The sequence below is a fragment of the Halomonas alimentaria genome (assembly GCF_009902005.1).
Taxonomy (GTDB): domain Bacteria; phylum Pseudomonadota; class Gammaproteobacteria; order Pseudomonadales; family Halomonadaceae; genus Halomonas; species Halomonas alimentaria.
This window is the reverse complement of record NZ_WUTT01000001.1, coordinates 294,499-311,439: the sequence shown is the minus strand read 5'-3', so window position 1 is coordinate 311,439 and position 16,941 is coordinate 294,499. Positions and strand designations below refer to the sequence as shown.

16 protein-coding genes, 2 tRNA genes and 1 other RNA gene are annotated in these 16,941 nt (G+C 66.1%); 5 read left to right on the top strand and 14 right to left on the bottom strand.

Translation table 11 applies throughout. From position 1 onward, the window contains the following. Nucleotides 1–73 precede the first annotated feature (73 nt). The 3 genes from dnaJ to grpE all read right to left on the bottom strand — a co-directional run bounded on the left by dnaJ (nt 74) and on the right by grpE (nt 4,015). A complete protein-coding gene (dnaJ, locus tag GRB96_RS01460) occupies nt 74–1,225 on the bottom strand; it encodes a molecular chaperone DnaJ (RefSeq protein WP_161430120.1) in 1,152 nt (383 codons plus the stop codon). Between the two features lie 104 nt (nt 1,226–1,329). Continuing rightward, nucleotides 1,330–3,261, bottom strand: a complete 1,932-nt coding sequence (gene dnaK / locus GRB96_RS01455) for a molecular chaperone DnaK (RefSeq protein WP_161430119.1) — start codon at nt 3,259–3,261, stop codon at nt 1,330–1,332. A gap of 124 nt (nt 3,262–3,385) precedes the next feature. After that, on the bottom strand, nt 3,386–4,015 hold the full coding sequence (grpE, locus tag GRB96_RS01450) for a nucleotide exchange factor GrpE (RefSeq protein WP_161430118.1): 630 nt from the start codon (nt 4,013–4,015) through the stop codon (nt 3,386–3,388). A 241-nt stretch (nt 4,016–4,256) separates the two neighbouring features. Here grpE and recN point away from each other — a divergent pair, with 241 nt between their 5' ends. Continuing rightward, nucleotides 4,257–5,930 (top strand): DNA repair protein RecN, encoded by a 1,674-nt coding sequence (recN, locus tag GRB96_RS01445; protein WP_161430117.1) that lies wholly within the window; start codon nt 4,257–4,259, stop codon nt 5,928–5,930. 88 nt (nt 5,931–6,018) lie between these two features. On the opposite strand, the gene fur is transcribed toward recN, so the two are convergent. Continuing rightward, a complete protein-coding gene (fur, locus tag GRB96_RS01440) occupies nt 6,019–6,465 on the bottom strand; it encodes a ferric iron uptake transcriptional regulator (RefSeq protein WP_161430116.1) in 447 nt (148 codons plus the stop codon). 72 nt (nt 6,466–6,537) lie between these two features. Here fur and GRB96_RS01435 point away from each other — a divergent pair, with 72 nt between their 5' ends. Further along, nucleotides 6,538–6,963, top strand: a complete 426-nt coding sequence (locus GRB96_RS01435; protein WP_161430115.1) for an outer membrane protein assembly factor BamE — start codon at nt 6,538–6,540, stop codon at nt 6,961–6,963. Nucleotides 6,964–7,018: 55 nt separating this feature from the next. Here GRB96_RS01435 and GRB96_RS01430 read toward each other — a convergent pair whose 3' ends face one another. Beyond that, the gene (locus tag GRB96_RS01430; protein ID WP_161430114.1) at nt 7,019–7,315 is read right to left on the bottom strand and encodes an RnfH family protein; all 297 of its coding nucleotides are present in this window, start codon (nt 7,313–7,315) and stop codon (nt 7,019–7,021) included. A 3-nt stretch (nt 7,316–7,318) separates the two neighbouring features. After that, nucleotides 7,319–7,753, bottom strand: a complete 435-nt coding sequence (locus GRB96_RS01425; RefSeq protein WP_161430113.1) for a type II toxin-antitoxin system RatA family toxin — start codon at nt 7,751–7,753, stop codon at nt 7,319–7,321. A gap of 126 nt (nt 7,754–7,879) precedes the next feature. On the opposite strand from GRB96_RS01425, the gene smpB reads away from it, so the two are divergent. The 3 genes from smpB (at nt 7,880) to GRB96_RS01410 (ending at nt 9,583) form a co-directional block, all read left to right on the top strand. Then, entirely contained in the window at nt 7,880–8,371 is a 492-nt protein-coding gene (smpB, locus tag GRB96_RS01420) for an SsrA-binding protein SmpB (protein WP_161430112.1), read from the top strand. A gap of 40 nt (nt 8,372–8,411) precedes the next feature. Next, nucleotides 8,412–8,792, top strand: a transfer-messenger RNA (tmRNA) gene (ssrA, locus tag GRB96_RS01415). 263 nt (nt 8,793–9,055) lie between these two features. Further along, nucleotides 9,056–9,583, top strand: a complete 528-nt coding sequence (locus tag GRB96_RS01410) for a tyrosine-type recombinase/integrase (RefSeq protein WP_161430111.1) — start codon at nt 9,056–9,058, stop codon at nt 9,581–9,583. 282 nt (nt 9,584–9,865) lie between these two features. On the opposite strand, the gene GRB96_RS01405 is transcribed toward GRB96_RS01410, so the two are convergent. From GRB96_RS01405 to GRB96_RS01370, 8 genes are all read right to left on the bottom strand, one after another. Beyond that, nucleotides 9,866–9,942: transfer RNA gene (locus tag GRB96_RS01405), tRNA-Arg, on the bottom strand. Nucleotides 9,943–9,963: 21 nt separating this feature from the next. Further along, nucleotides 9,964–10,056, bottom strand: a tRNA-Ser gene (locus GRB96_RS01400). 82 nt (nt 10,057–10,138) lie between these two features. Beyond that, complete coding sequence (csrA, locus tag GRB96_RS01395) at nt 10,139–10,336, bottom strand: carbon storage regulator CsrA (RefSeq protein ID WP_161430110.1); 198 nt, start codon at nt 10,334–10,336, stop codon at nt 10,139–10,141. 207 nt (nt 10,337–10,543) lie between these two features. Next, complete coding sequence (locus tag GRB96_RS01390) at nt 10,544–11,797, bottom strand: aspartate kinase (RefSeq protein ID WP_161430109.1); 1,254 nt, start codon at nt 11,795–11,797, stop codon at nt 10,544–10,546. A gap of 107 nt (nt 11,798–11,904) precedes the next feature. Continuing rightward, entirely contained in the window at nt 11,905–14,514 is a 2,610-nt protein-coding gene (gene alaS, locus GRB96_RS01385; protein ID WP_161430108.1) for an alanine--tRNA ligase, read from the bottom strand. Nucleotides 14,515–14,676: 162 nt separating this feature from the next. Beyond that, nucleotides 14,677–15,159: a regulatory protein RecX gene (locus GRB96_RS01380; protein WP_161430107.1), complete on the bottom strand. Its 483-nt coding sequence runs from the start codon at nt 15,157–15,159 to the stop codon at nt 14,677–14,679. Nucleotides 15,160–15,162: 3 nt separating this feature from the next. Next, the gene (gene recA / locus GRB96_RS01375; protein WP_161430106.1) at nt 15,163–16,230 is read right to left on the bottom strand and encodes a recombinase RecA; all 1,068 of its coding nucleotides are present in this window, start codon (nt 16,228–16,230) and stop codon (nt 15,163–15,165) included. A 107-nt stretch (nt 16,231–16,337) separates the two neighbouring features. Next, nucleotides 16,338–16,850 carry a CinA family protein gene (locus tag GRB96_RS01370; RefSeq protein WP_161430105.1) on the bottom strand — a complete coding sequence of 171 codons (513 nt, stop codon included), beginning with the start codon at nt 16,848–16,850 and terminating at the stop codon, nt 16,338–16,340. Between the last annotated feature and the right edge of the window lie 91 nt (nt 16,851–16,941).

Sequence of the window (16,941 nt, the reverse complement as noted above, 5' to 3'; positions counted from 1 at the left end):
CGAAGACCCCGGCATCTCGCGATGCCGGGGTCTCCTGGAACGCCTCGAGGAGCGAGCCGCTGGGGGGATAGCGTCAGGGCTTCATGTCCTCGAAGAACTTCTTCACGCCGTCGAAGAAGCCGCTCTTCTTGGGCGAGTGGTGGGCGCTGTTGGTGCCGCCCAGGCTCTCCTGGAACTGGCGCAGCAGCTCCTTCTGCTCCTCCTTGAGCTTCACCGGGGTCTCGACCACCACCTTGCAGATCAGGTCGCCCGGGGCGCCGCCACGCACCGGCTTGACGCCCTTGCCACGCAGGCGGAAGAGCTTGCCGGTCTGGGTCTCGGGCGGGATCTTCAGCTTGACCCGGCCACCCAGGGTCGGCACTTCCAGCTCGCCACCCAGCGCTGCGTCGACGAAGTTGATCGGCACCTCGCACTGCAGGTTGCGGCCGTCGCGCTGGAAGATCGGGTGCGGCTTGAGGTGCACCTGCACGTAGAGATCCCCGGGCGGGCCACCGTTGATGCCGGCCTCGCCCTCGCCGTTGAGGCGAATGCGGTCGCCGGTATCCACGCCGGCGGGGATCTTCACCGACAGCGTGCGGGTCTCGCGTACCCGGCCCTCGCCGTGGCACTTGTGGCACGGCACCTTGATGTGCTGACCGGAGCCATGGCAGGTCGGACAGGTCTGCTGCACGGCGAAGAAGCCCTGCTGCATGCGCACCTGGCCGTGACCGCCACAGGTCGGGCAGGTCTCCTTGCTGGAGCCCGGCTCGGCGCCGTCGCCGTCGCAGCGCTCGCACTCCACGTGGCGCGGCACGCGGATATCCACACTGGTGCCAGCCACGGCGTCCTCGAGGTCAAGCTCGAGGTTGTAGCGCAGGTCACTGCCCCGGGCCGGGGCGTTAGGGTGCCGCCGGCCACCGCCGCCGCCGAAGATATCGCCGAACACATCGCCGAAGATATCGCTGAAGCCACCGGCCCCGGCGCCACCGAAGCCACCACCGCCGAAGCCGCCGGCCTGACCATCCACGCCGGCATGGCCGAACTGGTCGTAGGCGGCGCGCTTCTCGCCGTCGCTGAGCACCTCGTAGGCCTCGGAGACCTCACGAAACTTCTCCGCCGCACTCTCGTCATCCGGGTTGCGGTCGGGGTGAAACTTCTGGGCGAGCCGGCGGTAGGCCTTCTTGATGTCTTTGGTATCGGCACCGCGCTCTACGCCCAGTACCTCGTAATAGTCGCGTTTGGACATGGGTCTGTCCGCCTCCGTCGCGGTCCCTCGGAAACACCAACGCGGGAGTCAGGCCCCCGCGCTGGTGTCATCCATGGCTTAGATGCGTAGTTCAGATGCGTGGTTTACTGCTTCTTCTGGTCGTCGTTGACTTCTTCATACTCGGCGTCGACCACGTCATCTTCCGGCTTGGCACCGGCGTCACCGGCTTCGCCACCAGCCTGCTGGCCAGCCTCTGCCTGGGCCGCGTACATCTTCTGCGCCAGGTTGCCGGAGGCCTCGGTCAGCTTGTCGAGCTTGGCCTGGATGTCGTCCTTGTCATCCCCCTTGATCGCCTCCTCGAGCTCCTTGGCGGCGCTCTCGATGGCTTCCTTCTCCTCGTCGCTGGCGTGCTCGCCGGCCTCTTCCACGGTCTTGCGTGCGGCGTGGACCATGCCGTCGGCCTGGTTGCGCAGCTGCACCAGCTCCTCGAACTTCTTGTCCTCGTCGGCGTGGGCCTCGGCGTCGCGGACCATCTGCTCGATCTCGTCGTCGGAGAGGCCGCTGGAGGCCTTGATGACGATGGACTGCTCCTTGCCGGTGGCCTTGTCCTTGGCGGACACGTTGAGGATGCCGTTGGCGTCCAGGTCGAAGGCGACCTCGATCTGCGGCACGCCGCGCGGTGCCGGCGGAATGTCGGCCAGGTCGAAGCGGCCCAGCGACTTGTTGCCCCCCGCCTGCTTGCGCTCGCCCTGCAGCACGTGGATGGTCACGGCGGTCTGGTTGTCATCCGCGGTCGAGAAGGTCTGGGTCTTCTTGGTCGGGATGGTGGTGTTCTTCTCGATCAGCGGGGTCATCACGCCGCCCAGGGTCTCGATGCCCAGGGTCAGCGGTGTGACGTCGAGCAGCAGCACGTCCTTGACGTCGCCGCCCAGCACGCCGCCCTGGATCGCGGCGCCCACGGCCACGGCTTCATCCGGGTTGACGTCCTTGCGGGCGTCCTTGCCGAAGAAGTCGGCCACGGACTTCTGCACCATGGGCATGCGGGTCTGGCCGCCGACCAGGATCACGTCATCGATCTCGGAGGCGGAGAGGCCGGCATCCTTGAGCGCGGTCTTGCACGGCTCGAGGGAGCGCTTGACCAGCTCCTCGACCAGCGACTCCAGCTTGGCGCGGGTCACCTTGACGTTGAGGTGCTTGGGACCGGTGTTGTCCGCCGTGATGTAGGGCAGGTTGACGTCGGTCTGCTGGGCGCTGGAGAGCTCGATCTTGGCCTTCTCGGCGGCTTCCTTGAGGCGCTGCATGGCCAGGTTGTCGCCGGAGAGGTCGATACCGCTGTCGCTCTTGAACTGGTCGACCAGGTAGTTGATCAGTGCCAGGTCGAAGTCCTCGCCGCCCAGGAAGGTGTCGCCGTTGGTGGCCAGCACCTCGAACTGGGTCTCGCCGTCGACGTCCGCCACTTCGATGATGGAGATGTCGAAGGTGCCGCCGCCCAGGTCATAGACCGCGATGGTCTTGTCGCCGCGCGACTTGTCCATGCCGTAGGCCAGCGCCGCCGCGGTGGGCTCGTTGATGATGCGCTTGACCTCGAGGCCGGCGATGCGGCCCGCGTCCTTGGTCGCCTGGCGCTGACTGTCGTTGAAGTAGGCCGGCACGGTGATGACCGCCTCGGTGACTTCCTCACCCAGGTAGTCTTCCGCGGTCTTCTTCATCTTCTTCAGCACTTCGGCGCTGACCTGGGGCGGTGCCAGCTTCTTGCCCTTCACCTCGACCCAGGCGTCACCGTTGTCTGCCTCGGTGATGGTGTAGGGCACCATCTTGATGTCCTTCTGGACCACGTCGTCCTTGAAGCGACGACCGATCAGACGCTTGATGGCGTACAGGGTGTTCTCGGGGTTGGTGACCGCCTGGCGCTTGGCCGCCTGGCCCACCAGGGTCTCACCGTCCTCGGTGTAGGCGATGATGGAGGGCGTAGTGCGGGTACCCTCGGCGTTCTCGATCACCTTGGCGCTGTCGCCGTCGAGCACGGCCACGCAGGAGTTGGTGGTGCCAAGGTCAATTCCGATGATGCGTCCCATAGGAAATCCTCGAAGTCGTGTGATGTATTCAGGAGTCGTGTTCAGCGGCCTTCGCCGCGGAGTTGCCATCTATCTGGGGGCCGTGGGAAGCATTTCAAGCCCCGCGCCCCGGAATTGTTGCCGTTCAGCCGGCGGCCTGGCTGACCACCACCATGGCCGGGCGCACCAGGCGGCCGTTGAGCAGGTAGCCCTTCTGAACCACCTCCATCACGCTGTTGGGGTCGAGTTCAGGGTTGGGCACCATGGCCATGGCCTCGTGGTACTGCGGGTCGAAGGGCTCGCCAGCGGGATCCACCACCTCGACGCCGAACTTGCCGAGCACGTCGAGCTGCATCTTGAGGGTCATGGAGACCCCCTCCAGGTGGGCCTCGCTGGCCTCATCTGACATCGCCTCGAGCGCCTTCTCCAGGCTGTCGACCACCGGCAGCAGCTCCTTGACGAACTTCTCCAGCGCGAACTTGCGGGCCTTCTCGGCCTCCTGCTCGGCGCGGCGGCGCACGTTCTGTGCCTCGGCGGCGGCGCGCAGCGCCTGGTCCTTGGCCTCGGCCACGCTCTGCTCGAGCTCCTCGACGCGGGCGGCCAGCACCTCGGCCTCGGGATTGTCGCCGGACGCTGCGGCCTGCTCCGCCTGATCGGCGGCCTCGGCAACCTCCTCCAGCTCACCCTCCACGGGCTGCGGCTCGGCCTGGGGCTCCGCCTCTTCCTCCTGGCGCTTGAGCTCCTCGTCCAGCGGGGTCTGGGGATCTTTGGCCATGGGGTCTCTCCTGAAGCTCTTCTGTGAAATTCAGATGCGGCGACCTGTGATCGCCGATGCAAGATGATGAATGTGGACGTGTAACGGTTATGCCCGCTATATGGGGACGTCGCCGCGGAACTCAAGGCATCGGGCGAGACGAGTCTGCCGTGCATTGTCGGAAATCCTGGACTACTGTATAAACACTCACATCATGTATGAATGAACATGTGCCCGATAACAGGCCCGACGGGGAGGCAACATGCTCACGGAACTTGCCATTCGCGACTTCGCCATCGTCGACCATCTCGAGCTGGAACTCGCCGGCGGCATGACCGCCATCACCGGCGAGACCGGCGCTGGCAAGTCGATCCTGCTCGGCGCCCTGGGCCTGTGCCTGGGTGAGCGCGCCGATGCCGCCAGTGTGCGCCACGGCCGCGATCGCGCCGACCTCTCCGCTCGCTTCGATATCGCCGACCTGCCCCAGGCTCGTGCCTGGCTGGCCGCCCGGGAGCTGCCCGACGATGACTGCCTGCTGCGGCGGGTGGTCAGTGCCAGCGGACGCTCCAAGGCGTGGATCAATGGTCAGCCGGCCACCGTGGCCGACCTGCGCGCCCTGGGCGAGCACCTGATCGAGGTGCATGGCCAGCACGCCCACCAGCAGCTGTTGCGCGAGGAGACCCATCTGCGGCTGCTCGACGACTTCGCCGGTCACCGCGAGGCGGTAGCCGAGATGGCCGAGACCTTCCGCGCCTGGCAGGCCGCTCGCCGCCGGCTCAAGCGCCTGGCCGAGGATGGCGACGAGCTGAACGCCCGCCGCCAGCTGGTGCGCTACCAGGTGGAGGAGCTCGACCAGCTGGGGCTCGCCGAGGGTGAGCTGAAGGCCCTCGAGGAGGAGCAGGAGGAGCTGGCCCACGCCGAGGAGCGCCTGCGCGAGACGCAGTTCGCCAGCGAGTGCTGTGACAATGACGAGGGTGGCGCCATCAGCCTGCTCACCCAGGCGATCGGCCGCCTCGAGGCGCTGCCCGGCTGCGAGCGAGGTCGCCTGGGCGAGACGCTGGGCATGCTCGGCGAGGCGCGCATCCAGGTCGAGGAGGCGGCCCGGGAGCTCTCCCACCTCGCCGCGGACACCGAGCTCGACCCGGAGCGCCTGGCCTGGGTGGACGAGCGCCTGGGCGACGTACACCGCCTGGCGCGCAAGCACCACGTGATGCCCGAGGAGCTGCCGGCCCTGCATCAGCGCCTGCAGGCCGAACTGGCGACACTGGAAGAGGGCGACCAGGACCTGGACGCCCTCTCCGCCGAGGTCGAGGCGCTGCGCGAGGCGTGGAAGCGCCTGGCCCGGGAGGTGGGCGAGGCCCGCCGCCAGGCCGCCGGCCGCTTCGGCGAGGCGGTGCAGGAGCAGCTCGCCTTTCTGGCCATGGGCAAGGCGCGCTTCGAGGTGGAAGTCAGCGAGCGCGAGGCGCCCGCCGCCGAGGGGCTCGACGCGGTGCGCTTCCTGATCAGTGCCAACCCCGGCCAGCCGGCACGCCCACTGGCAAAGGTCGCCTCGGGCGGCGAGCTGTCACGCATCAGCCTGGCGATCCAGGTGGTGGCGGCCCGCCACTCCACCATTCCCAGCCTGGTGTTCGACGAGGTCGACGTGGGGGTCTCCGGCGCCACCGCCGAAATCGTCGGTCAGCTGCTGCGTCGGCTGGGCGAGCAGGGCCAGGTGATGACCGTGACCCACCTGCCCCAGGTCGCGGCCCAGGCCCACCGCCACCTGCATATCGAGAAGCAGGCCGAGGGAGATACCACACTGACCCGCATGGCGCTGCTCGACGAGGCCGGCCGCGTGGGCGAGCTGGCGCGCATGCTGGGCGGGGTCAATCTCTCCGACCGCACCCTCGCCCATGCCCGGGAGATGCTCGACGCCAGCCAGCGCCCCCACCACTAGGGCCTGCCATCGCCCCATACAATGCCCCCAAACGACGACGGCCCCGATCGATGATCGGGGCCGTCGTGCTGCTGACTGGCGCTGCCGGCTACTTGCGCGGCGGGCCATCCTGGCGGGTCACGCTGGAACCACGCGGGCGCACATAGAGCACCAGGGCGTGGTCGACGAGCTCGTAACCATGCTCCTCGGCGATCTCCTGCTGGCGACGCTCGATCACCTCGTCGAAGAACTCGACGATCTCGCCGCTCTCCAGGCACACCATATGGTCGTGGTGCTCCTCCTGGGAGATCTCGAACACGGCGTGGCCGCCGTCGAAGTTGTGACGCACCACCAGGCCCGCGGTCTCGAACTGGGTCAGGACCCGGTAGACGGTGGCCAGGCCCACATCCTCGCCGGCATCGAGCAGCGTCTTGTAGACATCCTCGGCGCTCATGTGATGCTCGCCCTGGGCGTTTTCCAGGATCTGCAGGATCTTCACGCGGGGCAGGGTCACCTTCAGACCGGCCTTGCGTAATTCATGGTTCTGGTCGGCCATGGTTGCTCTTCGCAGTATCAGGTAGGGTCGGGTATGATCGACCGAAACCACGATAGTGAAGAACAGGCGCAAATGCAAAAGTTGACCAGAATCGTCACCCTTACCGCCGCCCTGCTGATGGCCAGCGGCTGCAGCTACTTCGGCGTCTACAAGCGCGACATTCCCCAGGGCAACCTGGTGACCGCCGAGATGGTGGAGCAGCTGCGGACGGGCATGACTCGCGACGACGTCGTCTATGTGATGGGCAGCCCGCTGCTGGAAGCGCCCTTCGACGCCAGCCAGTGGGACTACGTCTTCTATCTGGACAAGGCCTACGAGGACATCGAGCGCCGCCGCGTGACCCTGACCTTCGACGGCAACCGCCTGGTGGATATCCAGCGCGAGGGCGACCTCGACGAGGCGATCGAGATGCGCCAGAGCGAAGGCGGACCGCTGCCGGAGGGCGGCACCGCTACGCCGCTGGCAACACCCAACGCGGCACCCGCCGACCAGCGCTGATACCCGCTCGCACGGGCAACCCTGACGCCCCGCCGCGCTCCTGCCCGGCGGGGCGTCAGCGTCTGGTGCCGGCCCGCGCCAGACGCGCCGCCTTGGGGTCGATGATCAACCCGCGGTAGACCTCGACCCGGTCACCCGCGCGCAGGCGATGGGTCCCCGGCTCGCGAAGACGCTTGCCGAACAGGCCCAGGTCGGCGTCATTGAAGGTATCGGCGGGCAACTCGGGGAAGTGTGACGGCAGATCGGCCAGCGCCACGGCCTCGCGGGCGGTGGTGACCAGCGGCACCCGCAGGCTGATGATCCGCTGCTTTTCCGGGAGGGCAAAGGCCACCTCGATCGCGATCTCGGCCATCCCTCAGTTCCCGTAGAGGTCGTTGGCGCGGCGCGTAAAGGAGTCGACCAGCTGCCCGGCGACCTGCTGGAAGAGCTTGCCGAAGGCCATGCCGAGCAGGCGATTGGCGAACTCGAACTCCATCTCCAGGCTCACCTTGCAGGCATCCTCACCCATCGCCGTGAACAGCCAGCGGCCGCGCAGGCGCTTGAAGGGGCCGCTGACCAGCGACATCTCGATGCGCTCGGGTTCGATCAGGTCGTTGCGGGTCATGATGCTCTGCTCGATGCCGGCCCGCCCCAGGGTCATCTCGCCGATCAGGTGCGACTCGTCGCGCTCCACCAGGCGGGCGCGGCGGCAGCCCGGCAGGAACTCCGGATAGCGTTCGAAATCGTTGACCAGATCGAACATCTCCTGGGGGGTATGCCGCACCATGGCGGTTCGGTTGACCGTTGGCATTGCGCTCCTCGCTGACTTCACGGTGCCCAGGGCGTATCATGGGCCGTCATTTCAGGCCTTGAATGGTACCACGCTTCCCCCATCTCGGAGGGAGCCGCCACAGGCAAGGACACGATACGAGGTTTCATGGCCAACAAGAAAGCCAAGGGCAAGGGCCCAGGCAGCAACGTCATCGCCTTGAACAAGAAGGCGCGCTTCGAATACCACATCGAAGAGACCTTCGAGGCTGGCCTGGTGCTGGCTGGCTGGGAGGTCAAGAGCCTGCGTGCGGGCAAGGCCCAGCTGACCGACACCTATATCCTGGTCAAGAACGGCGAGGCATGGCTGCTGGGCAGCCATATCCTGCCGCTCAACACCGCCAGCACCCACGAGGTGGCTGACCCCACGCGCACCCGCAAGCTGCTGCTGCACAGAAAGGAGATCGCCAGGATCTTCTCGCGCACCCAGGACAAGGGCCACACCTGCGTGCCGCTCAAGCTCTACTGGAAGGGCAACCGGGTGAAGTGCGAGCTGGCGCTGGTGACCGGCAAGAAGCTGCACGACAAGCGCGCCACCGAGAAGGATCGCGACTGGCAGCGTCAGAAGGGACGCATCATGCGGGAACAAAACCGTGGCTGATCTGTCATAAGCTCGGACATCCTGTTAGGATGCCGATTGAGGGGGCGACATGGTTTCGACGCCGGTGACAACCCCTGCGGTGCATGCCGAGAGCGTGATGTATCTCGTAAATCCAACATCACGACTAAATAGTCGCAAACGACGACAACTACGCTCAGGGCGCGCTGGCAGCTTAATAGCCGCTAGCTTCTAGTCCGGCCCCGAAGTGATGTGCCCATTCATCACGGAGGGGATACGAGCCAAGAATGATGGGATCGCGATCGGTAGCGTCCTCATGCCGGTCGTTAAACTTAAGAGGAATCGCGTCGCTGGATCCTGACCGTTGGAGCCAGAGGCGTTAAATCAAAAAACGGAATCTAAGCATGTAGAGCCAATGGGCGCGTGCTGGCGGACGCGGGTTCAATTCCCGCCGCCTCCACCAACCACAGGTTTCAGGAGTTACCAAGAAACGCCAGAAACCGCATGAACAGGGGCCTCCGGGCCCCTTTCTTGTTTCAGGAGTTCCCAGGTCATCCTTTGACATACCCCCAACGATGGGGGTACATCTGGGGGTACATCGTCGAAACCAGAATCTGGTACCCCCAACTCCCCGCAGACCGCATCAGCCGGGGCTTCTGACCCACCCAGCCGTCGCAATGCGGCCCGAGGTGGGGGTACCTGCCAAGCTCGCTGCGAGGTACCCCCATGAGCCGTCAGATCAACAAGCTCTCAGCCACTGCCGTGAAGACGGCGAAGCCCAAGGACAAGACCATCAGGATGGCCGATGGCGGTGGGCTGTATCTGGAGATCCGACCGACTGGCAGCAAGTATTGGCGAATGAAATACCGTTTTGCTGGCAAGGAGAAGCTACTCGCGATCGGCACCTACCCGGACGTAACCCTGGCGGAGGCGCGAAAAGTTCGTGACAGGGCCAAGGAGCAGCTAGCCGAGGACGTGGACCCCAGCATGGCCAAGCAAGTCCAGCGCCGGCTCGGACAACAGGTAGCAGCCAACACGTTCCAGCTGGTGGCACAGGAATGGCTGGAGCGAGTCCACCAGCATGACGTCGTGCCGGATCACTACCAGCGTAACCGCCGACGACTCGAGCGCGACGCCTTTCCAGTCCTCGGCAAAAGACCGCTTTCCGAGATCACCGCTGCTGAACTGCTGACCTGCCTGCGCCGCATCGAGGACCGGGGCCACATAGAAACGGTTCTTCGCAGACTGGCGTGAAAACGAAGTACTCTTAGGCGACGGCGGGATAGAGAAACGGCGGTAAATCCGAGTATGGCCTATGGGTACCGCGACACGGAATACTTCTTCCTGAAGATCCGTGCCGCGTTTCCCGGCAAAATGCGATGAACCGAAAAAAAGAGGCGCACGTCGCAATGGCGACGGCGCCTCAAACGATCGCAGGGGCGCCCGGAGAAGCGCCCCGGCTAGCAGAAACCGGGAGGGACAGGACGTCCCAAAAAAGAGAAGACCCGCCCTCGCGATGGAGGACGGGTCAAGATCTGGCGCGCCCGGGAGGATTCGAACCTCCGACCACCTGATTCGTAGTCAGGTACTCTATCCAGCTGAGCTACGGGCGCTGATGCTTCACGGTGTCGCCGTGGCGGAGAGGGAGGGATTCGAACCCTCGAAGAGGCTATAAACCCCTTACTCCCTTAGCAGGGGAGCGCCTTCAGCCACTCGGCCACCTCTCCCTAACGACACGGCGCATATCTTACCGTTTCCGAAGGGGTTTGTCCAGCGCCCCCACGGCTTTTTTGTCTGCAGCCCTGACCGCTACTCTTCGTGACCAGAACCTTCCTCGTCACTCTTCTCGCGCTGAATGCGCTGATAGATCTCCTCGCGATGAACTGCCACATCCTTCGGCGCATTCACCCCGATACGGACCTGGTTGCCTTTCACGCCCAGCACCGTCACGGTGATGTCGTCACCTATCATCAGGGTCTCGCCGACACGGCGGGTCAGGATGAGCATGGCTGATCTCCTTCTCAGGCTTGTTCTCTGGCTGGCAACGGGATGTTGGCCGGCAGTACCACGCCGCCTCAGTATGTGGCAGAACGTCCTCCGTGACCAACACGGCGGCCCATCAAACACGGGACGCCAGTTGAAGGGAAGCCCCGCCGCAGGACGCGGCGGGCCTTTCTACCAGCGTAGAAGGTAATCTGCCGCCACGGGGTCGGCTTATTCCTCGCTCTCGATATCGGCCTTGTCGAGGCCGAAGGCCTTGTGCAGGGCGCGCACGGCCAGCTCCATCTGCTTCTCGTCGATCACCACCGAGATCTTGATCTCGGAAGTGGAGACCATGCGGATGTTGATGTTCTCCTCGGAGAGCACGCGGAACATCTTGGAGGCCACGCCGGCGTGGGAGCGCATGCCGACGCCCACCAGGGAGACCTTGGCGATGTTGTCGTCACCCTTGACCTCACCCTCGCCCAGGTCCGGCAGCACCTGCTCGTTGAGGATCTTGAGGGTCTGCTTGTAGTCACCCTTGGCCACGGTGAAGGTGAAGTCGGTGTAGTCGCCGGCCGGCGCCACGTTCTGCACGATCATGTCGACTTCGATATTGGCGTCGGCGATGGGGCCGAGGATGCGCGAGGCCACGCCCGGCACGTCGGGGGTATTGAGCAGGGTCAGCTTGGCCTCGTTGGCGGTGAAGGCGATACCGGAGATCAGCGGTTCTTCCATGGTGTCCTCGTCTTGGTCAGAGTCTGCAACGATCAGGGTGCCGGGGCCGTCCTCGAAGCTGGACAGCACGCGCAGCGGCACATTGTACTTGCCGGCGAATTCGACGGCGCGAATCTGCAGCACCTTGGAGCCCAGGCTGGCCAGCTCCAGCATCTCCTCGACGGTGATGCTCTCGAGGCGCTGGGCCTTGCTGCACACCCGGGGATCGGTGGTGTAGACGCCATCGACGTCGGTATAGATCTGGCATTCGTCGGCCTTCAGCGCCGCAGCCAGGGCCACGCCAGTGGTATCGGAGCCGCCGCGACCGAGGGTGGTGATATTGCCCTCCTCGTCGACCCCCTGGAAGCCGGCGACCACCACCACCTGGCCGTCGTCCAGGTCGGACTGCAGCTCATCGGTCTCGATACGTTGGATGCGCGCCTTGGTGTGGGCGCTGTCGGTCTGGATGCCCACCTGGGAGCCGGTATAGGAGGTCGCCGGCACGCCCAGCTTGTGCAGTGCCATGGCCAGCAGCGAGATGGTCACCTGCTCGCCGGTGGAGACCAGCATGTCCATCTCGCGCGGGGTCGGCTCATCGTTGATCTCGTTGGCCATGCCGATCAGTCGATTGGTCTCGCCGCTCATGGCGGAGACCACCACGACGACCTGGTGGCCATTGTCGCGGAAGCCCTTGACCTTCTCGGCCACGGCCTTGATGCGCTCCACGGAGCCCACCGAGGTGCCGCCGAACTTCTGTACGTATAATGCCATCGGTGAAATTTCCCCTCGTATGTCGGGCAACTAGGCCCGGGTGAGTGAAAGGTGTCTCTCTACAAGCAGGGCCGGCGCCTCGCGGCTACCGGCCCTCTCGAATCCTGCTAAAGGCGCTCCTCGACCCAGGCGGCAACGCCCTCCAGGGCCGCCGGTAGGGCTGCCACGTCGCTGCCACCGGCCTGGGCCATGTCGGCGCGACCGCCACCCTTGCCGCCTACCCGGCCGGCCACGTGATTGACCAGCTCGCCGGCCTTGACGCGCGAGGTGAGGTCATCGGTGACACCGGCGATCAGGCTGACCTTGCCGGCCGCCTCGTCGCCCACGCCAAGCACGATGATGCCTGAACCCAGCTTGTTCTTGAGCTGGTCGAGCATGCCGCGCAGCTCCTTGCCGGAGACGCCCTCCAGCGACTTGGCCAGCACCTTGACCCCCTTGATCTCGCGAGCCTCGGCGACCAGGTCGCTGCCGGCGGCGCTGGCCAGCTTGGCCTTGAGGCGCTCGAGCTCCTTCTCCAGGGTGCGGTTGCGCTCCACCAGCGACTCCACGCGCTCCTCGACCTGCTCGGGCTTGGCCTTCAAGCGCTCGCCGACACGGTTGAGCCTGGCCTCCTGCTCATGGAACCAGGCCAGCGCGCCCTCGCCGGTGATCGCCTCGATGCGGCGCACGCCGGAGGCGATGCCCTGCTCGCTGACGATATGGAAGCAGCCGATATCGCCGCTGCGCGCCACATGGGTGCCGCCGCACAGCTCGATGGAGAAGTCGTCGGCGCCGATGGTCAGCACCCGCACGCTGTCGGCGTACTTGGCCTCGAAGAGCGCGGCCGCCCCCTTGGCCTTGGCCTCATCCAGGGTCATCTGCTCGATGCGGGTCGGTGCGTTGGCCAGGACCTGCTCGTTGACCAGGCGCTCCACCTCGGCGAGCTGCTCGGCGGTCATCGGCTCGAAGTGGCTGAAGTCGAAGCGCAGCCGCTCCGGGGTCACCAGGGAACCCTTCTGGGCCACATGGTCACCCAGCACCAGGCGCAGCGCCTTGTGCATCAGGTGGGTGGCGGAGTGGTTACGCACCGTGGCGGCGCGCAGGCCGGCGTCCACCTGGGGGCGCACCGCGTCGCCCAGCGCCAGCTCACCCTCGAGCAACACGCCGTGGTGCAGGTGGTGGCCGCCCTGCTTCTGGGTGTCCTCCACCAGGAAGCGGCCACCGCCATCGAGGTGCAGGTAGCCGGTGTCGCCGACCTGGCCGCCGGACTCGCCATAGAAGGGGGTGCGGTCGAGCACCACCACCGCCTTGTGCTCGGGGGCAAGCGCGTCCAGGGCATTGCCGTCACGGTCGGCCAGGGCGGTGACGGTGGCGCGATCCTCGAGGCGCTCGTAACCGGTGAAGTCGGTCTCGCCTTCCAGCTCCAGGGCGGCGCCGTAGTCGGCACCGAACTGGCTGGCGGCACGGGCGCGCTCGCGCTGGGCCTCCAGCGCGCGCTCGAAGCCGACCTCGTCCAGGGTCACGCCGCGCTCGCGGCAGACGTCGGCGGTCAGGTCATAGGGGAAGCCGTAGGTGTCGTAGAGCTTGAACACCGTCTCGCCGGGCAGCACCTCACCGTCGAGGCCGGCTAGGGCCTCCTCGAGCAGGCCCATGCCGTGCTCCAGAGTGCGGGCGAACTGCTCCTCCTCCTTGAGCAGCACGCGCTCGATCTGGTGGCGCGCCTGGCGAAGCTCGGGATAGGCGTCGCCCATCTCGGCGTCCAGCGCCCCTACCAGCTTGTGGAAGAAGTTGCCCTGGGCGCCCAGCTTGTGGCCGTGGCGGATGGCACGACGGATGATCCGGCGCAGCACGTAGCCACGTCCCTCGTTGGAGGGCAGCACACCATCGGCGACCAGGAAGGCACAGGAGCGGATATGGTCGGCGATCACCCGCAGCGAGGGTGCGCGGGTATCGGCGTGGCCGGTATGGCGCGCCGCCGACTCCAGCAGGTTCTGGAACAGATCGATCTCGTAGTTGGAGTGCACGCCCTGCATCACCGCGGCGATGCGCTCCAGCCCCATGCCGGTATCGATGGAGGGCTTGGGCAGCGGATGCATGGTGCCCTCGGCGTCACGATCGAACTGCATGAACACCAGGTTCCAGATCTCGATGTAGCGGTCGCCATCCTCCTCGGGACTCCCGGGCGGGCCACCCCACACCTCGGGACCGTGGTCATAGAAGATCTCGGAACTCGGCCCGCAGGGTCCGGTGTCGCCCATCTGCCAGAAGTTGTCCTCGTCGAGCTTCGAGAAGCGCTCGGGGTCGATGCCGACCTCCTCCTTCCAGATGCGCTCGGCCTCGTCGTCGCTGACGTGCACGGTGACCCACAGCTTCTCCTTCGGCAGCCCCAGGGTGCCGGTCAGGAACTCCCAGGCGAAGCGGATGGCATCGCGCTTGAAGTAGTCGCCGAAGCTGAAGTTGCCCAGCATCTCGAAGAAGGTGTGGTGACGCGCGGTATAGCCGACGTTGTCGAGGTCGTTGTGCTTGCCCCCGGCGCGCACGCAGCGCTGGGCCGAGGCGGCACGCACATAGGGGCGCGGGTCGCGACCCAGGAAGACATCCTTGAAGGGCACCATGCCCGCATTGGTGAAAAGCAGGGTCGGGTCGTTGCCGGGAACCAGGGAGCTGGAGGGCACGACGGTGTGGCCGTGCTCCTCGAAGTAACTCAGAAAGGCCTGTCTGATGTCTGCGCTTTTCATGGGGTATCCGTGGCGATGAACGGGGTGACCCGGCGGGCGACGCTGGCTCGATACGGGCGCCACGAGGCGCGTGAACATGGCGCATCGCGGCGCCGCGGGGGGCCACCCGGGGCGTTCGCAAAGGGAGATATTATAGCGCAGTTGTCAAGGGACTGAAGGGGGCTAGTCCGATGTGGAGTCCCAGGCATGGGCCAGGGCGTGGCGCACCTGGTCGAAGTCGAAGCCACGGCTTGCCAGGAAGCGCTCGCGACGGGCGCGCTCGCGCGGGGTGTCACCGGGCCCAGTGAAACGCCGCGCGAGCGCCGCACAGGCCAGGGCTGCCCAGTCGGCCTCGCCGGCCTGTTCGCTCGCGGCGAAGGCGGCCTGGACCTCCTCACGACAGAGGCCACGCCGTTCCAGCTCCAGGCGAATCTTCACCGGCCCCTGGCCGCGGAAGATCCGCGAGCGCAGGAAACTCTCGGCAAAGCGGGCGTCGGACTGCAGTCCCTGCTCGGCGAGGTCGTCGAGACACTCGGCGATGCTGTCGTCGGCATGCCCCTTCGCCGCCAGGCGCTCGACCAGCTCGGCGCGAGAGTACTCACGCCGGGCCAGCAGCCGGACGGCATCATCACGGGGCGTGGCGTCGCTGGCGGTTCGCTCCAGCATGGCTTACAGCAGGTCGTCGTCCTGCTCGTCGCCAGCCGGCAGCACGGCCTCCTCAGCCTCCTCCTTTTTCGGCTCTACCGGGGCGAGCAGCTGGGCGCGGATCTGGCTCTCGATCTCCTCCATCACCGCCGGGTTGTCCTCGAGGAACTGGGCGGCATTGGCCTTGCCCTGACCGATCTTGTTGCCCTGGTAGCTGTACCAGGCGCCCGCCTTGTCGATCAGCTTGCACTGCACGCCCAGGTCGACCACCTCTCCGGCATGGTAGATCCCCTTGCCGTAGAGGATCTGGAACTCGGCCTGGCGGAACGGCGGCGCGACCTTGTTCTTGACCACCTTGACGCGGGTCTCGTTACCGGTCACCTCGTCGCCCTGCTTCACCGAGCCGGTGCGACGGATGTCGAGGCGCACGCTGGAGTAGAACTTCAGGGCGTTGCCGCCGGTGGTGGTCTCGGGGCTACCGAACATCACGCCGATCTTCATGCGGATCTGGTTGATGAACACCACCATGCAGTTGGCGTTCTTGATATTTCCGGTGATCTTGCGCAGGGCCTGGGACATCAGGCGCGCCTGCAGGCCGACGTGGGAGTCGCCCATCTCGCCCTCGATCTCGGCCCGCGGGGTCAGCGCCGCCACCGAGTCGATGATGATCACGTCGACGCCGCCGGAGCGAACCAGCATGTCGCAGATCTCCAGGGCCTGCTCGCCGGTGTCGGGCTGGGAGACCAGCAGGTCATCCAGGTTGACGCCGAGCTTCTCGGCATAGCTCGGGTCCAGGGCATGCTCGGCGTCGATGAAGGCGCAGGTCTTGCCCTGCTTCTGGGCCTGGGCGATCACCGACAGGGTCAGGGTGGTCTTGCCCGAGGACTCGGGGCCGAAGATCTCGACCACCCGGCCCAGCGGCAGGCCACCGATGCCCAGCGCGATATCCAGGCCCAGCGAACCGGTGGAGACCGAGGGCATCACCACGCGCGGGGCGTCGCCCAGGCGCATCACGGTGCCCTTGCCGAACTGGCGATCGATCTGGGAAAGGGCGGCTTCCAGCGCCTTGGAACGATTGTCTTCCTGAGCCATCACGGGCCTCCTCAATCTGGGTCTCTGGATACTGTATGACTGACCAGTAGTATGGAGAAAAATGGCGCGCTCGGCCAGCGAAAATTGTTCCCGGGCGAGCGTCGGCCTCAGCGTGCCTCGAGGCGGCGAATCATGCCAACCAGCGCCTCGCGCACCGCCTGCTCGCGCACCGCCCGGCGATCGCCGGGATAGCGATGGCACTCCGCCTCGGCGTGTTCGGCGTCACCCCACGCCAGCCACACGGTACCCACCGGCTTGTCGGCGCTGCCACCGCCCGGTCCGGCCACGCCGCTGATCGCCACACCGAGATCACCACCGCTGTCGCGGCAGGCACCACGCACCATGGCCTCGACAACCTCCGGGCTGACCGCGCCATGCGCGTCGAGCAACGCCTCCTCCACGCCCAGCAGGCGGGTCTTGGCGGCGTTGGAGTAGGTGACGTAGCCGGTCTCGAAGTAGTCGGAGCTGCCGGCCACCGAGGTGATGGCGCTGGCCACCCCGCCGCCGGTACAAGATTCGGCGCAGGTGATGGTCACCCCTCGGTCTCGGCACAGGCGACCCAGGCGCTCGGCCAGGGTGGACAGGTCGAGGTTGGCGAGGCTGGCGGCAGAGTGGGGCATGGTGAGGACTCCTGCACGGTGGATCGAAGGCATGCCTGACGAGGCAGGACCATCTGCGTAGAATACTGCCTTTGCCGAGGGGATGCAGGCG